The sequence below is a fragment of the Paenibacillus sp. YYML68 genome (genome assembly GCF_027923405.1).
Taxonomy (GTDB): domain Bacteria; phylum Bacillota; class Bacilli; order Paenibacillales; family NBRC-103111; genus Paenibacillus_G.
This window is the reverse complement of record NZ_BQYI01000001.1, coordinates 2,903,549-2,923,589: the sequence shown is the minus strand read 5'-3', so window position 1 is coordinate 2,923,589 and position 20,041 is coordinate 2,903,549. Positions and strand designations below refer to the sequence as shown.

General features: G+C 54.1%; 18 protein-coding genes. All 18 read left to right on the top strand.

Going from position 1 to position 20,041, the window contains the following annotated elements; genetic code table 11:
* The 18 genes from infB to PAE68_RS13110 all read left to right on the top strand — a co-directional run bounded on the left by infB (position 1) and on the right by PAE68_RS13110 (position 20,032).
* The gene (gene infB / locus PAE68_RS13195; RefSeq protein WP_281887563.1) at positions 1–2,997 is read left to right on the top strand and encodes a translation initiation factor IF-2; all 2,997 of its coding nucleotides are present in this window, start codon (positions 1–3) and stop codon (positions 2,995–2,997) included.
* A 6-nt stretch (positions 2,998–3,003) separates the two neighbouring features.
* On the top strand, positions 3,004–3,360 hold the full coding sequence (rbfA, locus tag PAE68_RS13190; RefSeq protein ID WP_281887562.1) for a 30S ribosome-binding factor RbfA: 357 nt from the start codon (positions 3,004–3,006) through the stop codon (positions 3,358–3,360).
* The gene (locus PAE68_RS13185; RefSeq protein WP_281887561.1) at positions 3,357–4,343 is read left to right on the top strand and encodes a DHH family phosphoesterase; all 987 of its coding nucleotides are present in this window, start codon (positions 3,357–3,359) and stop codon (positions 4,341–4,343) included. Before rbfA ends, PAE68_RS13185 begins: the two co-directional genes overlap by 4 nt.
* On the top strand, positions 4,340–5,308 hold the full coding sequence (gene truB / locus PAE68_RS13180) for a tRNA pseudouridine(55) synthase TruB (protein ID WP_281887560.1): 969 nt from the start codon (positions 4,340–4,342) through the stop codon (positions 5,306–5,308). Before PAE68_RS13185 ends, truB begins: the two co-directional genes overlap by 4 nt.
* Positions 5,309–5,318: 10 nt before the next feature.
* Positions 5,319–6,251 (top strand): bifunctional riboflavin kinase/FAD synthetase, encoded by a 933-nt coding sequence (locus PAE68_RS13175; protein WP_281891059.1) that lies wholly within the window; start codon positions 5,319–5,321, stop codon positions 6,249–6,251.
* A gap of 187 nt (positions 6,252–6,438) precedes the next feature.
* Positions 6,439–6,708 (top strand): 30S ribosomal protein S15, encoded by a 270-nt coding sequence (gene rpsO / locus PAE68_RS13170; protein ID WP_281887559.1) that lies wholly within the window; start codon positions 6,439–6,441, stop codon positions 6,706–6,708.
* Positions 6,709–6,950: 242 nt separating this feature from the next.
* Positions 6,951–9,053, top strand: a complete 2,103-nt coding sequence (pnp, locus tag PAE68_RS13165; protein ID WP_281887558.1) for a polyribonucleotide nucleotidyltransferase — start codon at positions 6,951–6,953, stop codon at positions 9,051–9,053.
* Positions 9,054–9,225: 172 nt separating this feature from the next.
* Positions 9,226–10,281 carry a polysaccharide deacetylase family protein gene (locus tag PAE68_RS13160; protein WP_281887557.1) on the top strand — a complete coding sequence of 352 codons (1,056 nt, stop codon included), beginning with the start codon at positions 9,226–9,228 and terminating at the stop codon, positions 10,279–10,281.
* A gap of 71 nt (positions 10,282–10,352) precedes the next feature.
* Positions 10,353–11,603 carry a M16 family metallopeptidase gene (locus PAE68_RS13155; RefSeq protein WP_281887556.1) on the top strand — a complete coding sequence of 417 codons (1,251 nt, stop codon included), beginning with the start codon at positions 10,353–10,355 and terminating at the stop codon, positions 11,601–11,603.
* On the top strand, positions 11,596–12,051 hold the full coding sequence (gene dut, locus PAE68_RS13150) for a dUTP diphosphatase (protein WP_281887555.1): 456 nt from the start codon (positions 11,596–11,598) through the stop codon (positions 12,049–12,051). The genes PAE68_RS13155 and dut overlap by 8 nt, the downstream gene beginning before the upstream one ends.
* 169 nt (positions 12,052–12,220) lie before the next feature.
* On the top strand, positions 12,221–13,114 hold the full coding sequence (dpsA, locus tag PAE68_RS13145; protein ID WP_281887554.1) for a dipicolinate synthase subunit DpsA: 894 nt from the start codon (positions 12,221–12,223) through the stop codon (positions 13,112–13,114).
* Between the two features lie 2 nt (positions 13,115–13,116).
* The gene (locus PAE68_RS13140) at positions 13,117–13,710 is read left to right on the top strand and encodes a dipicolinate synthase subunit B (protein ID WP_281887553.1); all 594 of its coding nucleotides are present in this window, start codon (positions 13,117–13,119) and stop codon (positions 13,708–13,710) included.
* A 43-nt stretch (positions 13,711–13,753) separates the two neighbouring features.
* Positions 13,754–14,794, top strand: coding sequence for an aspartate-semialdehyde dehydrogenase (locus tag PAE68_RS13135; protein WP_281887552.1), 1,041 nt, complete (start codon positions 13,754–13,756; stop codon positions 14,792–14,794).
* 82 nt (positions 14,795–14,876) lie between these two features.
* Entirely contained in the window at positions 14,877–16,091 is a 1,215-nt protein-coding gene (gene dapG / locus PAE68_RS13130; RefSeq protein WP_281887551.1) for an aspartate kinase, read from the top strand.
* Positions 16,092–16,113: 22 nt separating this feature from the next.
* Entirely contained in the window at positions 16,114–16,989 is an 876-nt protein-coding gene (dapA, locus tag PAE68_RS13125) for a 4-hydroxy-tetrahydrodipicolinate synthase (protein ID WP_281887550.1), read from the top strand.
* 221 nt (positions 16,990–17,210) lie between these two features.
* Positions 17,211–18,887 carry a ribonuclease J gene (locus PAE68_RS13120; RefSeq protein WP_281887549.1) on the top strand — a complete coding sequence of 559 codons (1,677 nt, stop codon included), beginning with the start codon at positions 17,211–17,213 and terminating at the stop codon, positions 18,885–18,887.
* 162 nt (positions 18,888–19,049) lie between these two features.
* A complete protein-coding gene (locus tag PAE68_RS13115; protein ID WP_281887548.1) occupies positions 19,050–19,799 on the top strand; it encodes a ClpP family protease in 750 nt (249 codons plus the stop codon).
* The gene (locus PAE68_RS13110; protein WP_281887547.1) at positions 19,796–20,032 is read left to right on the top strand and encodes a YlzJ-like family protein; all 237 of its coding nucleotides are present in this window, start codon (positions 19,796–19,798) and stop codon (positions 20,030–20,032) included. Before PAE68_RS13115 ends, PAE68_RS13110 begins: the two co-directional genes overlap by 4 nt.
* Positions 20,033–20,041: the final 9 nt, after the last annotated feature.

Genomic DNA, 20,041 nt, shown 5'->3' with positions numbered 1-20,041 from the left:
TTGACAAAACAAGACAATAATAAAGATAAACTCAGAGTGTATGAATACGCAAAGTCGTTAAATATGAGCAGTAAAGAGATCATTACTATAATGAAGAAAATGGGTGTACCAGTTAACAATCATATGAGCGTAATGGAGAACGATGCGGTGAACAAAGTGGAAAAGTTTTTTAAAGATATTAAAGCAAATGCAGCGGCAAAAAGAGACAGCGGCGCCGGTCAAAGCGGTAAGCCGTCCGATAAGCCTGAATCCAGACAACAAACAGTAGCTGTTCAACCTAGACCGGAGCAGCGTCAGCCATCGGCTCAGCAAGCTCAGCCTTCTAGCGGTCGAAGCGGCGAGCAAGGCGCCAGACCTCAGCGCAGCGACGGAGACGGTGAGCAACGTCAGAACAGCAACAGTGAAGCTGGTCAAGCCGCACAAGGCGGTCAAGGCGGCGGCTACCAGGGCGGTGGCAACCGCGAAGGTGGTCAAGGCGGACAGCGCAGTGGCGGCTATCAGGGCGGACAGCGCAGCGGTGGTCAAGGCGGTGGCTACCAGGGCAACCGCAGTGGCGGTCAAGGCGGTGGCTACCAGGGTGGCCAGCGTAGCGGCGGTCAAGGCGGCGGTTACCAGGGTGGCAACCGTGATGGTGGTCAAGGCGGACAGCGCAGCGGTGGTCAAGGCGGTGGCTACCAGGGCGGACAGCGCAGCGGCGGTCAAGGCGGTGGCTACCAGGGTGGCCAGCGCAGCGGCGGTCAAGGCGGCGGCTATCAGGGCGGCCAGCGCAGTGGTGGTCAAGGCGGCGGCTATCAGGGCGGCCAAGGTGGCGGTCAGGGCGGACAGCGCAGTGGCGGTCAAGGCGGCGGCTACCAGGGCGGACAGCGCAGCGGCGGTCAAGGCGGCGGCTACCAGGGTGGTAACCGTAGTGGCGGCCAAGGTGGCGGTCAGGGTGGCCAACGCACTGGCGGTCAGAGTGGCGGTCAGGGCGGACAGCGCAGCGGCGGTCAAGGCGCAAGCAGCTTCCAGAGTACAAGTCAGCGTGGCGATCGCAGAGACTTCAATGCACGTCAAGCAGCTCCTCCTAAGCCGACGACGGTTGATGTTGACGGTGACGATTCGAAGAACAAGGGTCTGAAGAGATCGAAGCCGGGCGCGAAGCGGTTTGATGATAATAAGCCGGGCGGCAAGTATCAGGGCAACAGTCGTGGCGGCAAGTTCCAGAAGGGACGCGGCCAAGAAGCGCCGAAGCCGAAGATCGACAACACGCCGAAGAAGATCATTGTTCGCGGTACGATGACAGTAGGCGAGCTCGCCAAGTCTCTCCATAAAGACGCTTCCGAGGTTATTAAGAAGCTGTTGTTCCTCGGCGTCATGGCGACGATTAACCAAGAGCTTGATCTGGATGCGATTCAGCTTCTTGCATCGGATTATGGTGTCGAGGTTGAGCTGAAAATTCCGGTCGAGGAAGACAACTTCGAGCTGATTGAAGAGAAGGATGAAGACGCCGATCTGATGGAGCGTCCGCCAGTTGTGACGATCATGGGTCACGTTGACCACGGTAAAACGACGCTTCTCGATGCCATCCGTAAGACGAATGTGACAGAAGGCGAAGCAGGCGGTATTACGCAGCACATCGGTGCTTACCAGGTCGAGACGCATGGCAAGAAGATTACGTTCCTCGATACACCAGGTCACGAAGCGTTCACCTCGATGCGTGCCCGCGGTGCACAGGTTACAGATATTACGATTATCGTTGTAGCAGCGGATGACGGCGTTATGCCTCAGACGGTAGAAGCAATCGCGCATGCGAAGGCTGCCAAGGTACCAATCATTGTGGCCGTCAACAAAATTGATAAGCCAGATGCGAACCCGGATACCATTAAGCAAGAGTTGACCAAGTTCGAGCTTGTGCCAGAAGAGTGGGGCGGAGATACGATCTTCTGCAACATCTCGGCGAAGCAGCGGATCGGACTTGAGAATCTGCTCGACATGATTCTTCTCGTAGCCGAGGTTCAGGAATACAAGGCGAACCCGAACAAGCGTGCGCGTGGTACGGTTATTGAGGCCGAGCTCGATAAGGGTAAAGGTCCAGTAGCGCGCGTGCTCATCCAGCACGGTACATTGTCTGTAGGCGACAGCTTCGTAGCTGGTGTTCACTTTGGCCGCGTACGTGCGATGGTCAACGACAAGGGTAAGCGTCTGAAGGAAGCCGGACCTTCCACACCGGTGGAGATTACAGGTCTTACCGAGGTGCCTCAGGCCGGTGACCCGTTCCTCGTGTTCGAGGATGAGCGCAAGGCAAGAGCGATTGCCGAACGACGCAGCGTGACGTTGCGCCAGGCCGAGATGGGTGCGAACAGCCGCGTTACGCTGGACGATCTGTATAAGCAGATCAAGGAAGGCGAGATTAAGGATCTGAACGTGATCATTAAGTCCGACGTACAGGGCTCTGCCGAGGCGCTGAAGGGCTCGCTCGAGAAGATCGATGTCGAAGGTGCACGGGTCAAGATCTTGCTCAGCGGCGTAGGTGCGATTACGGAATCCGATGTTATTTTGGCTTCAGCCTCGAATGCGATCGTCATCGGCTTCAACGTGCGTCCAGAGCCTCAAGCGAAGAACACGGCTGATCAAGAGAAGGTCGACATTCGACTGCACAGCATTATTTATAAAGTTATGGAAGAGATCGAAGCGGCGATGAAGGGTCTGTTGGATCCTACGTTCAAGGAAGTGGTCCTCGGTCAGGCCGAAGTGCGTAACGTCTTCAAGGTTACTAAGGTCGGCACGATCGCAGGCTGCATGATCACGAATGGTAAAGTGACTCGCAGTGCAGAAGTGCGTGTCATTCGCAGCGGTATCGTCGTCTTCACGGGTAAGATTGACTCCCTCAAGCGCTTCAAGGACGATGCGAAGGAAGTCGCGCAAGGCTATGAGTGCGGTATATCCATTGACAAATTCAACGATATTAAAGAGGGAGACATCATTGAAGCGTTCGTCATGGAAACTGTAGAGAGGTGATCCGCTATGGCTAAAGTTCGCGTAGGAAGAGTCGGCGAGCAGATTAAGAAGGAAATCAGCCAAATCATTCAATCCGAACTGAAGGACCCGCGAATCGGTTTCATTACGGTAACCGGTGTCGATGTCACGAACGATTTCTCCCAAGCGAAGGTGTTCCTAAGCGTATTAGGTAGCGATGAGCAGAGAGAGGAAACGTTGAAGGCGCTTGGCCGCAGCAGAGGCTTCATCCGTGCTGAGCTCGGCAAACGAATTCGGATGCGTAAAGTTCCTGAGATCTTGTTCAAGTTCGACGTTTCTATCGATTATGGCTCCAAAATTGAAAAGCTTCTCCATCAAATCAATGAGGAGAATGCTGGCGTATGAGCGAAATGAGCTACGCTGTTCAGCTTAGCGCGGCAGCCGAGTTCATTCGCACGAACGACGATTTCCTGGTGGTGTCCCACATCCAGCCGGATGGGGACGCCGCAGGCTCGACGTTCGGTGTCGCTTGGATGCTAACGGCTTTGCGTAAGCGGTTTACGTTGATCAATGAAGGGCGCATGCCAGACAAGTTCTTGTATATGGCAGGTGGTTTGCCGATCGTCAATCAGGAGCAGGATGTGCTTGATCGCTCATTCAACCGTGTCATATGTGTTGATTGTGCCGATTACGAACGGTTCGGTCGTGTACATACATGCTTCAGCGAAGATGTGCAGCTGTTGAATATTGATCATCATGCAACGAACGACTTGTACGGGCATGTTAATCTTGTACGCAGCGACGCCGCGGCTACGGTCGAGGTGCTGTACGATCTGGCTAAGGAGCTCGGTCTTGTATTCAGCGATGAGCTGAACGTATGTATCTACTCGGGACTGTTGACGGATACTGGAGGCTTCAGATACCCGAATACGTCACCGAAGGTGCTGCAGATCGCAGCTGATATGCTGGCGCGCGGTGTTCGTGGTCATGAGCTTGCAGAGAAACTGTTGGAGACGTTGACGTATCCGCAGGTGTCACTGTTAAAGTCGAGCCTGAACACGCTGTCGTTCTCGCCGGATAAGCGGATCGCTTGGCTGTCTATATCGACACACGATATGGCTGCCTCGAACGCCTCGAGTGAGGACACAGACGGTCTGGTCAATTATGCACGCAACGTCGAAGGTGTCGAGGTCGGCTTGCTGTTTAAGGAGAAGAAGCCAGGTGTCGTGAAGGTGAGCTTTCGCTCCGGTGGTCGGGCGAACGTAGCCGAGATCGCGCAGCGGTTCGGCGGCGGCGGACACGTACTCGCCTCGGGCTGTACGATCGAAGGGACGCTTGCTGAAGCGATTGAGCAAGTCGTGAAGGAAGTAGGGCTGGCGCTGTCATGACGATAGAAGGTGTATTGCCGATTTGGAAGCCGAAGGGCTTCACGTCGCACGACGTTGTAGCCAAGGTGCGGCGAATGCTTAAGATCAAGCGTATAGGACATACAGGCACGCTCGATCCTCAAGTGACGGGCGTGCTTCCGTTATGTATAGGGAAAGCAACGCGTATTGTCGAGTATATACAAGATTTACCCAAGGAATATGAGGCGGTTCTAAAGCTTGGACTAGCGACGGATACGGAGGACTTGACCGGTACGGTGGTCGCTTCGATGGACAACGTGCGTGAGCTCCTGTCCCCTGAGCAGGCGATGGAAGCAGCCTTGCGCTTCGTCGGCGAGATCGAACAGGTTCCGCCGATGTATTCGGCCGTCAAGGTGGATGGCAAGCGTCTGTATGAGCTGGCTAGACAAGGTGCGGAGGTTGAGCGGAAGTCACGAGCGGTGACGATCTATAAGCTCGAGGTGCTGGAGACGGACTGGAGCGGCGAGCATCCGATGATACGCTTTCGTGCGCTATGCTCCAAGGGAACGTACATACGTACGCTGTGCGTTGACATCGGCAAGGCGCTCGGCGTACCGGCTGTGATGGCGGAGCTCGTTCGAACGTCAACAGGGAACCTGACTCCTGATCGCTGTCTTACGCTCGAGCAGGTGCAGGAGCTCGTTGACCAAGGCGCTCTTGAGTCGAGACTCGTTTCCGTTGAGGAGGCTCTTCGGCATCTGCCGTATGTAACACTGGAGCCGGAGCAGGCAGCTAAGGCGAAGCTTGGCCAGAAGGTGCGGCTTAATGAAGCCCAGAAGTCGCAGGTGGACAAGCTGGAGCCGCCATTGAACAGCCAAATTGCCGCCTATGATCGGGATCAGGCGCAAGGTGCTGAGCGTATCGTCGGCATCTTTGAATGGAATCAAGCGGCATCCGTGCTTGAGCCGGTGAAGGTGTTATCGCAAGCGGATGAGAAGAGTAGGTGATCACCCCAACATGCAGACGATCTTCTTAACATATCCTACCCAGCCGCAGCAAGCAATCGTGAATCAGCTGCAGGTGCTGGCGATCGGTGACTTCGATGGGGTGCACCTCGGTCATCAAGAAGTGATTGGCCGAGCTGTTCAGCGAAGCAGAGAGATGCAGGCGGCAAGCGCGATCATGACGTTCCATCCACATCCGAGGCAGCTGCTTGGGATGGAGACGTACGTCCATCTCCTCACACCGTTAGAAGCGAAGTGTGAGGCATTCTCCCGTATCGGCGTTGACCGAACGTATGTGACCGCGTTCAGCGAGTCGTTCATGCGAGTGAGCCCTGAGCATTTTGTCGAAAACATGCTGATGCCGCTCCAGCTTCACACGGTGTTCGTCGGCTTCGACTTCACCTTCGGGCATAAGGGGGCGGGAACACCGGATACGCTGTGCGAGCTCGCGAGAGGCCGCTTCGCCGTTGAGATCGTGCGTCCGTATCAGCTGCACGGGGAGAAGGTGAGCAGTACCCGTATCCGTAGACTGCTGCAGGAGGGACAAGCCAAGGAGGCAGCCGAGCTACTCGGTCGTCCCTACACGCTCTCAGGTGAGGTGGTGCACGGAGACGCCCGCGGCCGAACGATCGGATTCCCAACGGCGAACATCAGCTTGAAGGACCCATACGTGCGTCCGGCGAATGGCGTCTATGCCGTGCGAGCCCATGTGCGCGGGGGAACGTATGGCGGTGTCATGAACGTAGGCGTGAAGCCGACCTTCTCCGATGGACTCGTCCCGTCACTGGAGGCGCACCTGTTCGACTTCGAGGAGCAGATCTACGGGGAGACGGTCCGCGTAGAACTGATCGACTTCATTCGTTCGGAACGTAAGTTTGCGTCGGTACAAGAGCTGGTCGATCGAATCAAGGTTGATGCCGAGCTGGCTAGACAGCTGCTTGTATGAAGCTTTTATTTCGAATCGTATTTTACTTTTAGCATTCCTTTATGTTATACTGTGAAAGCTGTCGAAGCTAGGAGCTTGCTGAATAGGCTTGTCCCTTCGCAGTATCATATCCGCAGCGTGGAGAACCGACTCTCCGACGGTATCTGGGCTGCAGGAGATTATAACCCATATGGAGGTGGAATCAACCATGGCATTGACACAAGAGCGCAAGCAGGAATTGATTCAAACACACAAGACGCATGAGAGCGACACAGGATCCCCTGAAGTTCAGATCGCGATCTTGACTGAGAACATCGTGAACTTGACAGGTCACCTGAAGACGCACAAGAAGGATCATCATTCGCGTCGCGGACTTCTGAAGATGGTCGGCCAACGCCGTAAGCTTCTGACGTACCTGAAGGATAAGGACGTTCAGCGCTACAGTGCACTGATCGCGAAGCTCGGACTTCGCCGTTAAGGTATAGCGGACACAATTAAAAGCAACCACGCAGGTCCTTGGAGACGCTACAACAACATTGGGCGCTCCCGGGATTCGGGGTTGCTTTTTTTCGCTAATGTTTTGGCGATAAGCAGGAAATACTAACCATCATGCAGAATGATAATTATTTAGTCCCGAGCGTACGTTCTATACATACGTATAAGCATGAAGCGTGACTAGTAGCACGCAGCCGAACGAAACGCGACAATAGGAGGTTGTATATGGAAAGCAGAGTACAGATGGATATGGGCGGCAGACCGCTTATTCTGGAAACGGGCAGACTCGCCAAGCAAGCGAACGGCGCAGTTGTGGCCAAGTACGGCGATACGGTGGTGCTGTGTACGGTTACCGCTTCAGCGGAGCCGAAGGATCTCGACTTCTTCCCGCTCACCGTGAATTACGAGGAGCGTCTATATTCCGTAGGTAAAATTCCGGGTGGCTTCATCAAGCGTGAAGGGCGTCCGAGCGAGAAGGCGATTCTTGCCAGCCGACTGACAGATCGTCCGATTCGTCCGTTGTTCCCGGAAGGGTTCCGCAACGATGTACAGATCGTAGCGATCGTCATGAGCGTAGATCAGGATTGCTCTCCGGAGATGGCAGCTATGATCGGTACGTCTGCTGCTCTTAGCATCTCCGATGTGCCATTCAACGGACCGGTAGGCGGCGTCATCGTCGGTCGGGTGGACGGTCAGTTCGTCATTAACCCGACGCTTGCCCAGGCGGAGAAGAGCGACATCCATCTCGTCGTTGCAGGTACGAAGGATGCGATTATGATGGTTGAAGCCGGCTCTGACGAAGTGTCGGAGGAAGTGATGCTTGAGGCAATCATGTTCGGTCATGACGAGATTCGCAAAATCGTCGCGACGCAGGAAGAGCTCGTTGCCGCTGCTGGCAAGCCGAAGATGGAAGTGAAGCTTCATGAGGTGGATGCTGAGGTAAGCCGCGCTGTTCGCGATTTCGCCCAAGCGAAATTAGTCGAAGCGGTGAAAATTCCGGAGAAGCACGCGAGACAAGACGCCATTGATGCAGTTAATGCGGAAGCGAAGGAGCACTTCATCGCCGTTTACGCGGAAACGCCAGATAAGATGGACGATGTGAAGGAAACGCTCTATGACATCGTGAAGGAAGAGGTTCGCCGCCTCATTACGCATGACAAGGTGCGTCCGGACGGCCGCGGACTCGACGAAATTCGCCCAATCGAATGCGACATCAACCTGCTGCCGCGCACACACGGCTCCGGCTTGTTCACACGCGGTCAGACGCAGGCGCTGTCGATTTGTACACTTGGTGCGCTCGGTGATGTGCAGATTCTCGATGGTATCGATCTCGAGGAGTCGAAGCGCTTCATGCATCATTATAACTTCCCGCCGTTCAGCGTAGGTGAGGCAAGACCGCTCCGTCCTCCAGGCCGCCGCGAGATTGGTCACGGTGCACTCGGCGAGCGCGCGCTGGAAGCTGTCATTCCGGACGAGACGTCGTTCCCATACACAATTCGTCTTGTATCTGAGGTGCTCGAATCGAACGGATCGACATCGCAGGCGAGTATTTGCGCGAGCACACTGGCGATGATGGACGCAGGCGTTCCGATCAAGGCTCCGGTAGCCGGCGTAGCGATGGGTCTCATTAAGGACGGCGAGCATTTCTCCATCTTGACCGATATTCAAGGTATGGAAGACCATCTCGGTGACATGGACTTCAAGGTAGCGGGTACGGAGAAGGGCATCACGGCGCTGCAGATGGACATTAAGATCGACGGCATCGATCGCAGCATACTGAGCCAATCGCTCGAACAGGCGAAGAAGGGTCGTATGCACATTCTGGGTAAAATGATGGAGCGCATCTCCGAGCCGAAGAAGGAGCTCTCCCAATATGCGCCTAAGATTGTCACCATGCAGATTAATCCGGACAAAATTCGCGATGTCATCGGCGCAGGCGGCAAGATCATTAACAAGATCATTGAAGAGACGGGCGTTAAGATCGACATCGAGCAGGATGGCCGCGTATTCATCGCTTCCTCCAACAGCGAGATGAACGAGAAGGCGCGTCAAATTATCGAGGGCATCGTGCGCGAGGTGATCGTGGGCGAGACGTATCTGGGTACGGTTCGCCGCATCGAGAAGTTCGGCGCATTCGTAGAGCTTTTGCCGGGTAAGGATGGATTAGTTCATATTTCCCAGCTGTCCACAGAGCGCGTAGCGAAGGTCGAGGACGTCGTGAAGATCGGAGATCAGATTACGGTTAAGGTGACCGAGATCGACGCTCAGGGTCGTGTGAACCTGTCCCGCAAGGCGGTTCTTGCACCACCTGTCCAGCCGCAAGCTTAATACATGCCGCACCTTTCGCGTGCAGCGACGAAGAAAGAGCCAGAGCAGTCTGACTCTTTTTTGTTGTGTCCACCAGATGGTGCTGTATAGCCAGTCGAAACCTCGCAGCTGGTCTACTTCCGTTCCGACGCGCATACAATGTGGACAAACCGGAAGGACGGGAGATAACGATATGAATCGGAACAAGCGTCATTTGCTATGGTTCACAGCGGTCAGCCTGACGGGCGTGCTGCTCGTGATGCGGCAGTCGGACGATGTCAGTCTGTTCGTTCAACATGCCAGACAGTCGGCAGCAGAGCAGAGCGGATTCACGCTAACAAGCTCCTTTGAGCATGCCGCTCTTGAGACGTGGAGTCGACAGGACAGCGCGGGGGAAAGACGGGAGCAGGCGCTCGAATTTTATAAGACCGAGGCCAAGAAGCGGGATGTAGCACCGATTGATGCGAAGGTGGACGGTGTCTGGAGGGCTATTCCAGGTTACAACGGGCTTGCTGTTGATATCGAGCAGTCGATGGAGGCGGCGAAGTCGCAGGCGTATCAGCTGCCGCTGCCGGTCAAGGTCCGCGAGGTACTTCCTACGATCGGACTCGATCAGCTCGGGCCGCAGCCAATCTATAAGGGAAACCCGGCCAAGCCGATGGTCGCACTGATGATCAACGTTGCGTGGGGCGACGAATATATACCCTCGATGCTGGAGACGTTGAAGCAGGAAGAGGTGAAGGCGACCTTCTTCCTTGATGGGATGTGGCTGAGCAAGCACGTGCCAACGGCCAAGCTGCTGCTGGAGGAAGGACATGAGCTCGGGAATCATGCCTATTCGCATAAAAATATGAGCACACTGTCCCGTGCGCAAAACGCCGAGGAAATCGCGAAGACCGAGAAGCTGCTGAAGGAGCAGGTCGGCTACTCGAACAAGCTGTTCGCACCGCCATCCGGTGATTTCAACTCGACGACGGTCGAGGTTGCGCATGAGATGAAGCTCCGTACGATTCTGTGGACGCTCGATACGGTCGATTGGAAGCATCCACCTCCGCAATCGATCGTCCGTAAAATCGCAACACGCGTCGAGCCTGGTTCTCTAATTCTGATGCATCCGACAGACTCGAGCAGCCAAGCGCTCAAAGGAATGATTCAAGCGATCAAGGCGAAGAACCTGCAGCTTGGAACGGTTAGCGACGTCCTGTCGTCGAAGCGCATTGGCAGCGAGGTTGAGTCGGCTTCGCAATAATGTTAAGATCTAATATTATACCGATAACGGTAAGCTGGTAGTTTTTTATCGGATGAGGAGGCTTCTTCAGATTGGACAAATATACCCTCAGTAACGGCTTGCGGGTCGTCGTGGAAAAAATACCAACGTGCCGCTCCGTTGCGTTCGGCATTTGGGTCAAAACTGGCTCCCGCAACGAAAATGAAACCAATAACGGCATATCCCACTTTATCGAGCACATGCTCTTTAAGGGGACGGACAAATATTCAGCTAAGGAGATCGCTGAAATATTCGACGGCATTGGCGGTAACGTCAACGCGTTCACCTCCAAGGAATATACGTGCTACTATTGCAAGGTGCTGGACGAGCATTTGCCCCTCGCGGTCGAGGTGCTCTCCGACATGTTCTTCAACTCCGTGTTCGATCCGGAGGAGCTGGAGAAGGAGAAGAATGTGATCTATGAAGAAATCGCGATGTATGAGGATACACCGGATGATATGGTGCACGATCTCATCGCACGAGCAGCGTTCGGCGAGCATAGACTCGGTCAGACGATCATTGGTACGCAGCAAAACCTGGAGCCAATGACAAGGGATACGTTGAAGTCGTACATGAAGGAGCAATATACGCCTGCGAACACAGTCGTTGCGATCGCCGGCAATATCGGCGACGACGTCCTGCAGCTCATCGAGCGACACTTCCAGTCCTTCACAGGCAGTCCGGCCGAGCAGGAGAGCTCTAAGCTCGATTTCCGCAGTGATCTGGAATATTTCCAGAAGAAGACGGAGCAGAACCATATTTGCTTGTCGTTGCCGGGTCTTGCTGTATCTGACGAGCAGCTGTATGCGACGGTGCTGCTGAATAACGCTATAGGCGGGGGCATGAGCTCCAGGCTATTCCAGGAAATTCGTGAGAAACGGGGATTGGCTTATTCGGTCTACTCGTATCATACCTCTTATCAGGATGGCGGCATGTTCACGATCTACACCGGTACGGCGCCGAAGCAGACGGCCGAGGTGCTGAAGGTAACGATGGAGATGCTGCACGATCTGAAGCAGAACGGCTTGACGCCTGCCGAGCTGCGCAAGGGCAAGGAGCAGATGAAGGGAAGTCTCATTCTGAGCCTAGAGAGCACAAGCAGCCGCATGAACCGCCTCGGTAAGAACGAGCTGATGCTGGGGCGTCATTACAGCCTGGATGAGATCATCGCCCGCATCGAGCGTGTGGAGATGGAGCAGATCGAGGAGCTGACGGCAAGCCTGTTGTCCAAGCCGTTCGCGCTGGCGATGGTAGGAGCGTCAGATGCGGTCATCTCCGGCATGAGGAGGGACCAGCTTGTCTAATCCGTTCGAGGTACAGATTAAACGGCTGCCTGGCAATGAGGACATCTCGCTTCCGCGTAAAATGTCCGAGCTCGCCAGCGGCTTCGATATCTATGCGGCGGTCAGCGAGCCAGTCGTGCTGCAGCCGGGAGAGCGAGCGTTAGTTCCGTCTGGCTTCGCACTGGCGATGCCGGCACAGCTCGAGGCGCAAATTCGACCGCGCAGCGGTCTGGCGCTGAAGCATGGCATCACCTCGCTGAACTCGCCCGGCACGATTGATGCCGATTACCGCGGCGAGGTGAAGGTGCTGCTCATCAATCACGGCCAGGAGCCGTTCACGATCGAGCGCAACGAGCGTATCGCCCAGCTCGTATTCCAGCAGGTACCTCACGTGCAGCTGCAACAGGTGGACGAGCTGGATGACACGGTGCGTGGAGCCGGAGGCTTCGGGCATACCGGTACGAACTAATAGTAGGAGTAAGAAACGGCAGAGCCTTGATTGTTCAAGGGCTCTGCTTTTTTTTGCGTTGCGAGATGAGGCTTAAGGCAGGTGGCGGAAAGAGGGTGAGTGGAACCCATCTGTGGGCGGTCGCATAGGATGTGTTATCGACAGCAACAACAGAAAGAGGTGAGGAGCTGTGTTGACCGGAATGCAAATCGGGATCATCGGCGGAGACGCCAGACAGCTCGAAGTGATTCAGAAATGCTCGGAGCTCGATGCTACCGTCGTGCTGATCGGTTTTGACAACCTGCAGAACGGATTCAGCGGAATTTCGAAGACGGAGCTGACAGCCGAAGCGCTCAAGGACCTCGATGCCGTCATTTTGCCAGCCGTCGGTACAGACGATCAGGGACGTGTCGACAGCTTGTTTTCATCCCAGGAGATGTATCTCACGGAGGAGCTCATGGCTGCGCTCCCGAAGCAAGCAACTGTGTTCACCGGAATGGCGAAGCCCTACCTGCGCAGTCTGTGCGCAAATGCAGACATTGTACTGGTAGAGCTGCTAGACCGCGATGATGTTGCCATCTACAACTCGATTCCGACCGCAGAGGGCGCGATCATGATGGCCATCCAGAACTCCGACATTACGATCCACGGGTCTTCATGTATGGTGCTTGGCTTCGGCAGAACCGGCTTCACACTAGCCCGGACGCTGCATGGCATGGGCGCTCATGTGAAGGTAGGCATTCATCGGCCGGAGTATTACGCAAGAGCGCATGAAATGGGTCTGAGCCCGTTCTATACGAGTGAGCTGATCTCGCATGCATCGAAGACCGACTTCGTCTTCAATACGATTCCGTCTCTCATCATTACACCGCAAGTGATCGCGAATTTGCCTCACCGCGCACTCATTATCGATCTGGCGTCTAAGCCCGGCGGTACGGACTTCCGATTCGCGGAGAAGCGCGGGGTGAAGGCGATGCTAGCACCAGGATTGCCCGGCATTGTCGCTCCGAAGACAGCTGGCCGCATTATGGCGGACACGATTACACGCATCATGATGCAGCAAGCGAAAGACAAGGAGGAATAAGCATGGACTGGAAAAACATAACGGTAGGCTTCGCATTGACGGGCTCGCATTGCACCTTTGAGGAGGTTATGCCTCAGATCAAGCGTTTCGTCGACGCAGGGGCAAAGGTTGTGCCGATCGTCTCGAATACGATCATGACGACGGACACACGGTTCGGTACGTCTGCAAATTGGCAAAAACAGTTGAAAGACATCACAGGAAATGATATTATTTCTTCAATTGTAGATGCCGAGCCGCTCGGACCTTCCAAGCTGCTGGACGTGATGGTTATTGCGCCCTGCACGGGCAACACGACGAGTAAGCTGGCCAACGCGATGACCGAAAGTCCGGTTCTGATGGCCGCCAAGGCGCAGATGCGCAACCAGCGTCCTCTGGTGCTGGCCATTTCGACGAACGATGGACTCGGACTGAATGCGATGAATGTCGGGAAGCTGTTGATCACGAAGAACATCTATTTCGTTCCATACGGTCAAGATGCGCCGACGGCTAAGCCGAATTCGCTCGTGGCCCGCATGGATTTAATTATGGAGACTTGCGAGGCGGCGCTTCAAGGCAAGCAGCTGCAGCCGATGCTGATTGAAAGATTTAATTATTGATTTATACCGATTATTGTCATACTACTGTTAGGGAGAGTGCCATATGTCGAATCAGAAATTGTTTAACGTTGCCGTTGTTGGGGCAACAGGAGCCGTAGGAGAACAAATTATTCGTCTGCTAGACGAGCGGAACTTCCCTATTCAACAATTGAAGCTGTTATCGTCCGCACGTTCGGCCGGCAAGAAGGTTACGTTCAAGGGTCAGGAGATTACGCTGGAGGAAGCGAAGCCTGAGAGCTTCGAGGGCGTCGACATTGCGCTGTTCAGCGCAGGCGGCGATGTAAGCCGTGCCCTCGTGCCGGAAGCAATCAAGCATGGAACGGTATGCGTCGATAACACCAGTGCATTCCGTATGGACGCGGAGACGCCTCTTGTCGTGCCGGAAGTCAATATTGACAAGGTGAACGACCACAAGGGTGTCATTGCGAACCCGAACTGCTCGACGATTCAGATGGTGCAGACATTGAAGCCACTGTATGACCGTTATGGCATCAAGCAAATTATTGTGTCCACGTATCAGGCTGTATCGGGTGCGGGTGCGAGCGCGATCAACGAGATGCTTCGTCAATCTCGTGAGGCGCTGGAAGGTAATGATGTCAATCCGGACATCTTGCCCGTAGGCTCCTTGCCGAAGAAGCATCAAATCGCCTTCAACGCGATTCCACAGATCGACAAGTTTGTCGATAACGGCTTTACGTACGAAGAGATGAAGATGATCAACGAGACGAAGAAGATTATGGGTGACGAGTCGCTTCAGGTTACGGCAACGTGCGTGCGTATTCCAGTCGTATACGGTCACTCGGAGTCTGTCTACGTCGAGCTGAAGTCTGATTTCGATATCGAGGAAGTGAAGCAGCTGCTCGCGAATGCGCCGGGTATCGTGCTCCAGGACAATCCGGAGGAGCAGCTTTATCCGCTTGCAACGGAAGCAACGGGCAAGCTCGAGACATTCGTAGGCCGCGTGCGTCGCGACCTGCATAACCCGCGTGCGCTGAACATGTGGATCGTATCGGATAACCTTCTGAAGGGTGCCGCATGGAACGCGGTGCAGATTGCGGAATATATCGCGATTGAACAGAACTAACAGCAAGCGCACTGGCTTCCTGTCATTCGATAGGAAGCCAGGCTTTTACTTCACGACATAACAGTTGAAGGGGGAGATCTTCTTGAAGATCTTGGTGCAGAAATTTGGAGGCACCTCCCTTTCCACTGCCGAAGCTAGAGCACACGTAATCGAACACATCCAAGCTGCATTGAACCAGAGCTACCAAGTAGTCGTTGTCGTATCGGCAATGGGACGGAAGGGCGAGCCGTATGCAACGGACACGCTCCTTGATTGGATCGCATCGAATGGAGACAGCTTGCCTTCACGGGAGATGGATATGCTGATGTGCTGCGGGGAGCTGATCTCGGCGGCTACGCTGTGCAGCCTTCTGAACGAGCAAGGTATTCGAGCCACTGCGCTAACTGGTGCGCAGGCCGGCATTAGGACGAATGACGACTTCGGCAATGCCCAGATCGAGAGCATTCAGCCGAAGCGCATATTCGAGCTGCTGAAGCAAGGAAACGTTGTCATCGTGACCGGCTTTCAGGGCGAGACGGCTCAGCATGACTTTACGACATTGGGCCGCGGCGGCAGCGATACGTCTGCAACCGCTCTAGGTGCTGCGCTGAAGGCGGAGATGGTCGACATATTTACCGATGTGAGCGGTATTCTAACGGCTGATCCGCGAATTGTCGAGGATGCGAAGCCGCTTGATGTCGTTTCGTATACAGAAATTTGCAATATGGCTCATCTGGGAGCGAAGGTGATTCATCCACGGGCGGTAGAGGTGGCCATGCATGCCAATATCCCTGTTCGTGTTCGCTCGACGTTCTCTACGGAGACAGGAACACTTGTGACGAATCCGACCGCCATCAAGGAAACAGGCTCGGTGCAGGATCGTCTTATTACTGGCATCGCCCATGTACCTGCCATTACACAAATTCGGGTGACCGCTGACGATGGTGTATTCGATTTACAGTTACGCGTATTTAAGGCAATGGCCAAAGAGAAAATAAGCGTTGATTTCATAAATGTAAATCCGTCTGGCGTCGTTTATACCGTCTATGACAAGGAAGCGGCACGCGCAGAAGCGGCGCTAGTCAGCTTAGGCCTAAGTCCTCAGCTGATTCCAGGCTGCGCGAAGGTTTCAGTAATCGGCGGAGGCATGAACGGTGTGCCCGGCATTATGGCAACGATTGTTGAAGCGTTGACTGACGCGGATATCGGTATTTTACAATCCGCTGACTCCAATACGACCATTTGGGTTTTGGTGCAAGGGGAGAATATGGCCGAAGCAGTCCGCGCGCTGCATCGTAGATTCAACTTACACAGATAATGAAAGGCAGGAGGAATAAGTCGTGGACTTCGGAAGAGTAATAACTGCAATGGTAACTCCCTTTGACGAGCATCTTAACATCAATTGGACACAATTCGATAACGTAATCGACTATTTGATCGACGAACAGCAGAGCGACAGCCTTGTCATATGCGGTACGACTGGAGAATCGCCTACCTTGACGGAGGAGGAGAAGCTGCTCAGCTTCGAGCGTGCCGTGAAGCATGCACGTGGACGCGTCCCCATTATTGCCGGCACAGGCAGCTACGACACGGCCCATACGATTCATCTGTCTAAGGAAGCGGAGAAGCGAGGCGTCAATGCGTTGCTGCTCGTTGCTCCTTACTATAACCGTCCTTCCCAGGAAGGACTGTATCAGCATTTCAAGGCAGTAGCCGAGTCGGTCGATATTCCGATTTTCTTATACAATGTGCCTAGCCGCACAGGGATCAATATTGACGCAGATACGACGATTCGCTTGTCGCATATTCCGAACATTGTGGGTACGAAGGACTGTGCCGATACCGAGCAGCTGACGACCATTGTGAGCGGTGCGAAGCCTGGATTTATCGTATACAGCGGAGATGACACGGCCGCCTTGCCTGCTCTTGCAGTAGGGGCGTATGGGATCATCAGCGTTGCAAGTCATCTCATTGGAAAAGAGATGCAAAATATGGTACACTCGTTTTTACAGGGGAACGTCAAGGAAGCGGCGAGGCTGCATGGTCAGCTGATGCCAGTATTCCGCGGATTGTTCTTTTGCCCTCATCGTGTACCAAGTCCGGCTCCGGTTAAGCATGCGCTGAACCTGAAGGGGATTCCGGTAGGCGGCGTAAGGCTTCCGCTCGTGAATGTAACCGAACAAGAAGGTCAATTCGTTGCTTCCTTGTTTGCGTGAACTTTTCAATGAATCGGTGCCGTTCGCGGCATCGTTTTTATTTTTTTGGTTATGATAAGGATTACCGAAATATGCGGGTGCAGTTGTTGCTTCGTAGTGGTAATCTCTTGTTTTGACAAGTTGGCTTCATGTATAATGGTGGCAAGTGACTGGTGCGGTTAAGATTGGGTTTTCAACGTTCATATGAAATCGTCGTCAATTGATAAGAGGAGGTTCATATTTTGTCTAAAAAAAATATAGATAAGCTTACGATGTTTGCCCTCGGCGGCGTGGGCGAAATCGGTAAAAATATGTATGTCATTCAATATGCGAATGATATTGTTGTCGTAGATTGCGGGTTGAAGTTTCCTGAAGAGGACATGCTCGGAATCGATATCGTAATCCCGGATATTTCGTACTTGACGGAAAATCGGGACAAGGTTCGGGCGATTATCATTACTCACGGACACGAGGATCATATCGGAGGCTTGCCGTACGTACTGAAGCATCTAAATGTGCCGTTATACGCGACGCGTCTGACGCTCGGTCTCATCGAGACAAAGCTGAAGGAAGCGGGGCTGCTTGGAGAGACGAAGCGTCATGTCATTACAGCAGACTCGGAGCTTAAGTTCGGTACCATTACGGCGACGTTCTTCAAAACGAACCATAGTATTCCGGATTCCGTCGGCGTATGTCTGGAAACACCGGAAGGGAACGTCGTTCATACAGGCGACTTCAAGTTCGATCAGACGCCGGTTAACGAGCAGTATGCGGATCTTCACAAGATGGCAGCCATCGGTCAACGCGGCGTTCTTGCGCTGATGTCCGACAGTACGAATGCTGAGCGTCCTGGCTACACAGGATCGGAGCGCGGCGTAGGTGAGCAGATCGAAGAGGTGTTCCGTAAGGCGAAGCAGCGTGTCATCATCGCTACGTTCGCATCGAACATTCACCGTATTCAGCAGGTGATCGATGCGTGTGAGGTTACACGGCGTAAGCTGGCCGTGATCGGCCGCAGCATGGTGAACGTGGTGTCCATTGCTAGTGAGCTTGGCTACCTGCGTATCCCTGATGGCATGATCATTGAGCCGGAGGAAGTGAACAAGCTGGCAGCGGATCGTGTTGCGATCTTGTCCACAGGCTCTCAGGGTGAGCCGATGTCGGCGCTTACACGGATGGCACGCTCCACACACCGCAAGATCGATATTATGCCAGGCGATACGGTTATTATTGCAGCTACGCCTATTCCGGGCAATGAGCGTTACGTGGGACGAACCGTGGATGAGCTGATGCGTATTGGCGCTCACGTCATCTATGGCCCGGGCTCGGTTACAGGAGTTCACGTATCTGGACACGGCAGTCAAGAAGAGCTTAAGCTGATGCTCAATATGATGCGTCCGAAGTACTTCATTCCGATTCACGGCGAGTATCGTATGCTTCGTCAGCACGGCATGCTGGCAGAGACCGTAGGCATACCGCGCGAGAACATCTTCATCGTAGACAACGGTGAGACGGTAGAGGTGCTCGACGGCGTTGCGCGCAAAGGCTCCAAAGTATCGTCCGGTAACATCTTGATCGACGGACTTGGCGTTGGCGATGTCGGGAACATCGTTCTTCGTGACCGGAAGCTGCTGTCTCAGGACGGTATTCTGGTCGTCGTCGTCACGCTCAGCAAGCAGGACGGTGCGATCTTGTCCGGACCGGACATCATCTCGCGAGGCTTCGTCTACGTGAGGGAGTCGGAAGGCCTGCTCGATGAGGCCAACCGGATCGTGACCAATACGCTGCATCGATTAATGAATGATAACGTGAATGAGTGGGCGTCCCTTAAGACGCATGTTAAAGATGCACTCGGACGATTCTTATATGAACAAACCCGCAGAAGACCAATGATTCTACCCATTATTATGGAAGTGTAATCACCAGCATTAGTCACTTGAACCCGAAGTTATATAACAGTGAGAGCTCTCTGATCCCGGCTTTGATGCCGGACGGAGAGCTTTTTCTTTGGATTGACGCATATTCTCGGCCGCGCGTACCATACTAAAAGCAGATTTTTACACGACTAGGGGGAGACTGTCATGCAAAAGACGAATAAGCAGGAACAACAGCCGCAGCACCCGGTGCTGCCTCCAGGCGGTGAGGAGGGACGTAAGAATGCAACGGTTGATGCGATCCAGCAGCTGGGACAAACCGCCGTTCCGAGCAATGAATCCAATGTATATTGCATGACGATTATCGGGCAAATCGAAGGACACCTTGTCCTGCCGCCTCAGAACAAGACGACGAAGTATGAGCATCTTATTCCACAGCTCGTCGCCGCGGAGCAAAATGCTAAAATCGAGGGTGTCCTCATTATACTCAACACGGTAGGCGGCGATGTGGAGGCTGGACTTGCGATTGCGGAAATGATCTCGACGCTGTCGAAGCCTACGGTGACGCTCGTCCTGGGTGGGGGTCACAGCATCGGTGTACCGATTGCGGTATCTGCTAATTATTCCTTCATTGCAGAGACGGCCACGATGACGATTCATCCGATTCGCCTGAATGGACTCGTCATTGGCGTGCCACAGACATTCGAATATCTAGATAAAATGCAGGAGCGTGTCATCCGATTCGTCACGCGGCATTCGCAAGTTAGCGAGGAGAAGCTGAAGGAGCTTATGTTCAAAACAGGGGAGCTGACTCGAGATATTGGAACGACCGTTATCGGAGCCGATGCGGTGAAGTACGGCTTGATCAATGGGATGGGCGGCGTCGGAGATGCGATCCGCAAGCTAAACGAGCTCATCGAGGAGCGCCGCAGCTCCAAAGGAGGACTGGTGCAATGACGCATTATACGATTATGCCGCTCGAAGCTGTGTTCGAGGGCTACGACAAGCTGGAGGAAGCGACGCCGGCGATGGAGGTCGTCATTAACGGAGTGACGATGCAGGTGCAGCCGATTAATACGCAGCAGGCCGCCATCGTACGGCTCATCAGCTGTAATGCTCAAGATTATTTGAATCCCCAGTATGCGCCTGGCCGACTTATTGAGTTTCAGCCTGTATGCAGCAGCCATTAACTGATCTGT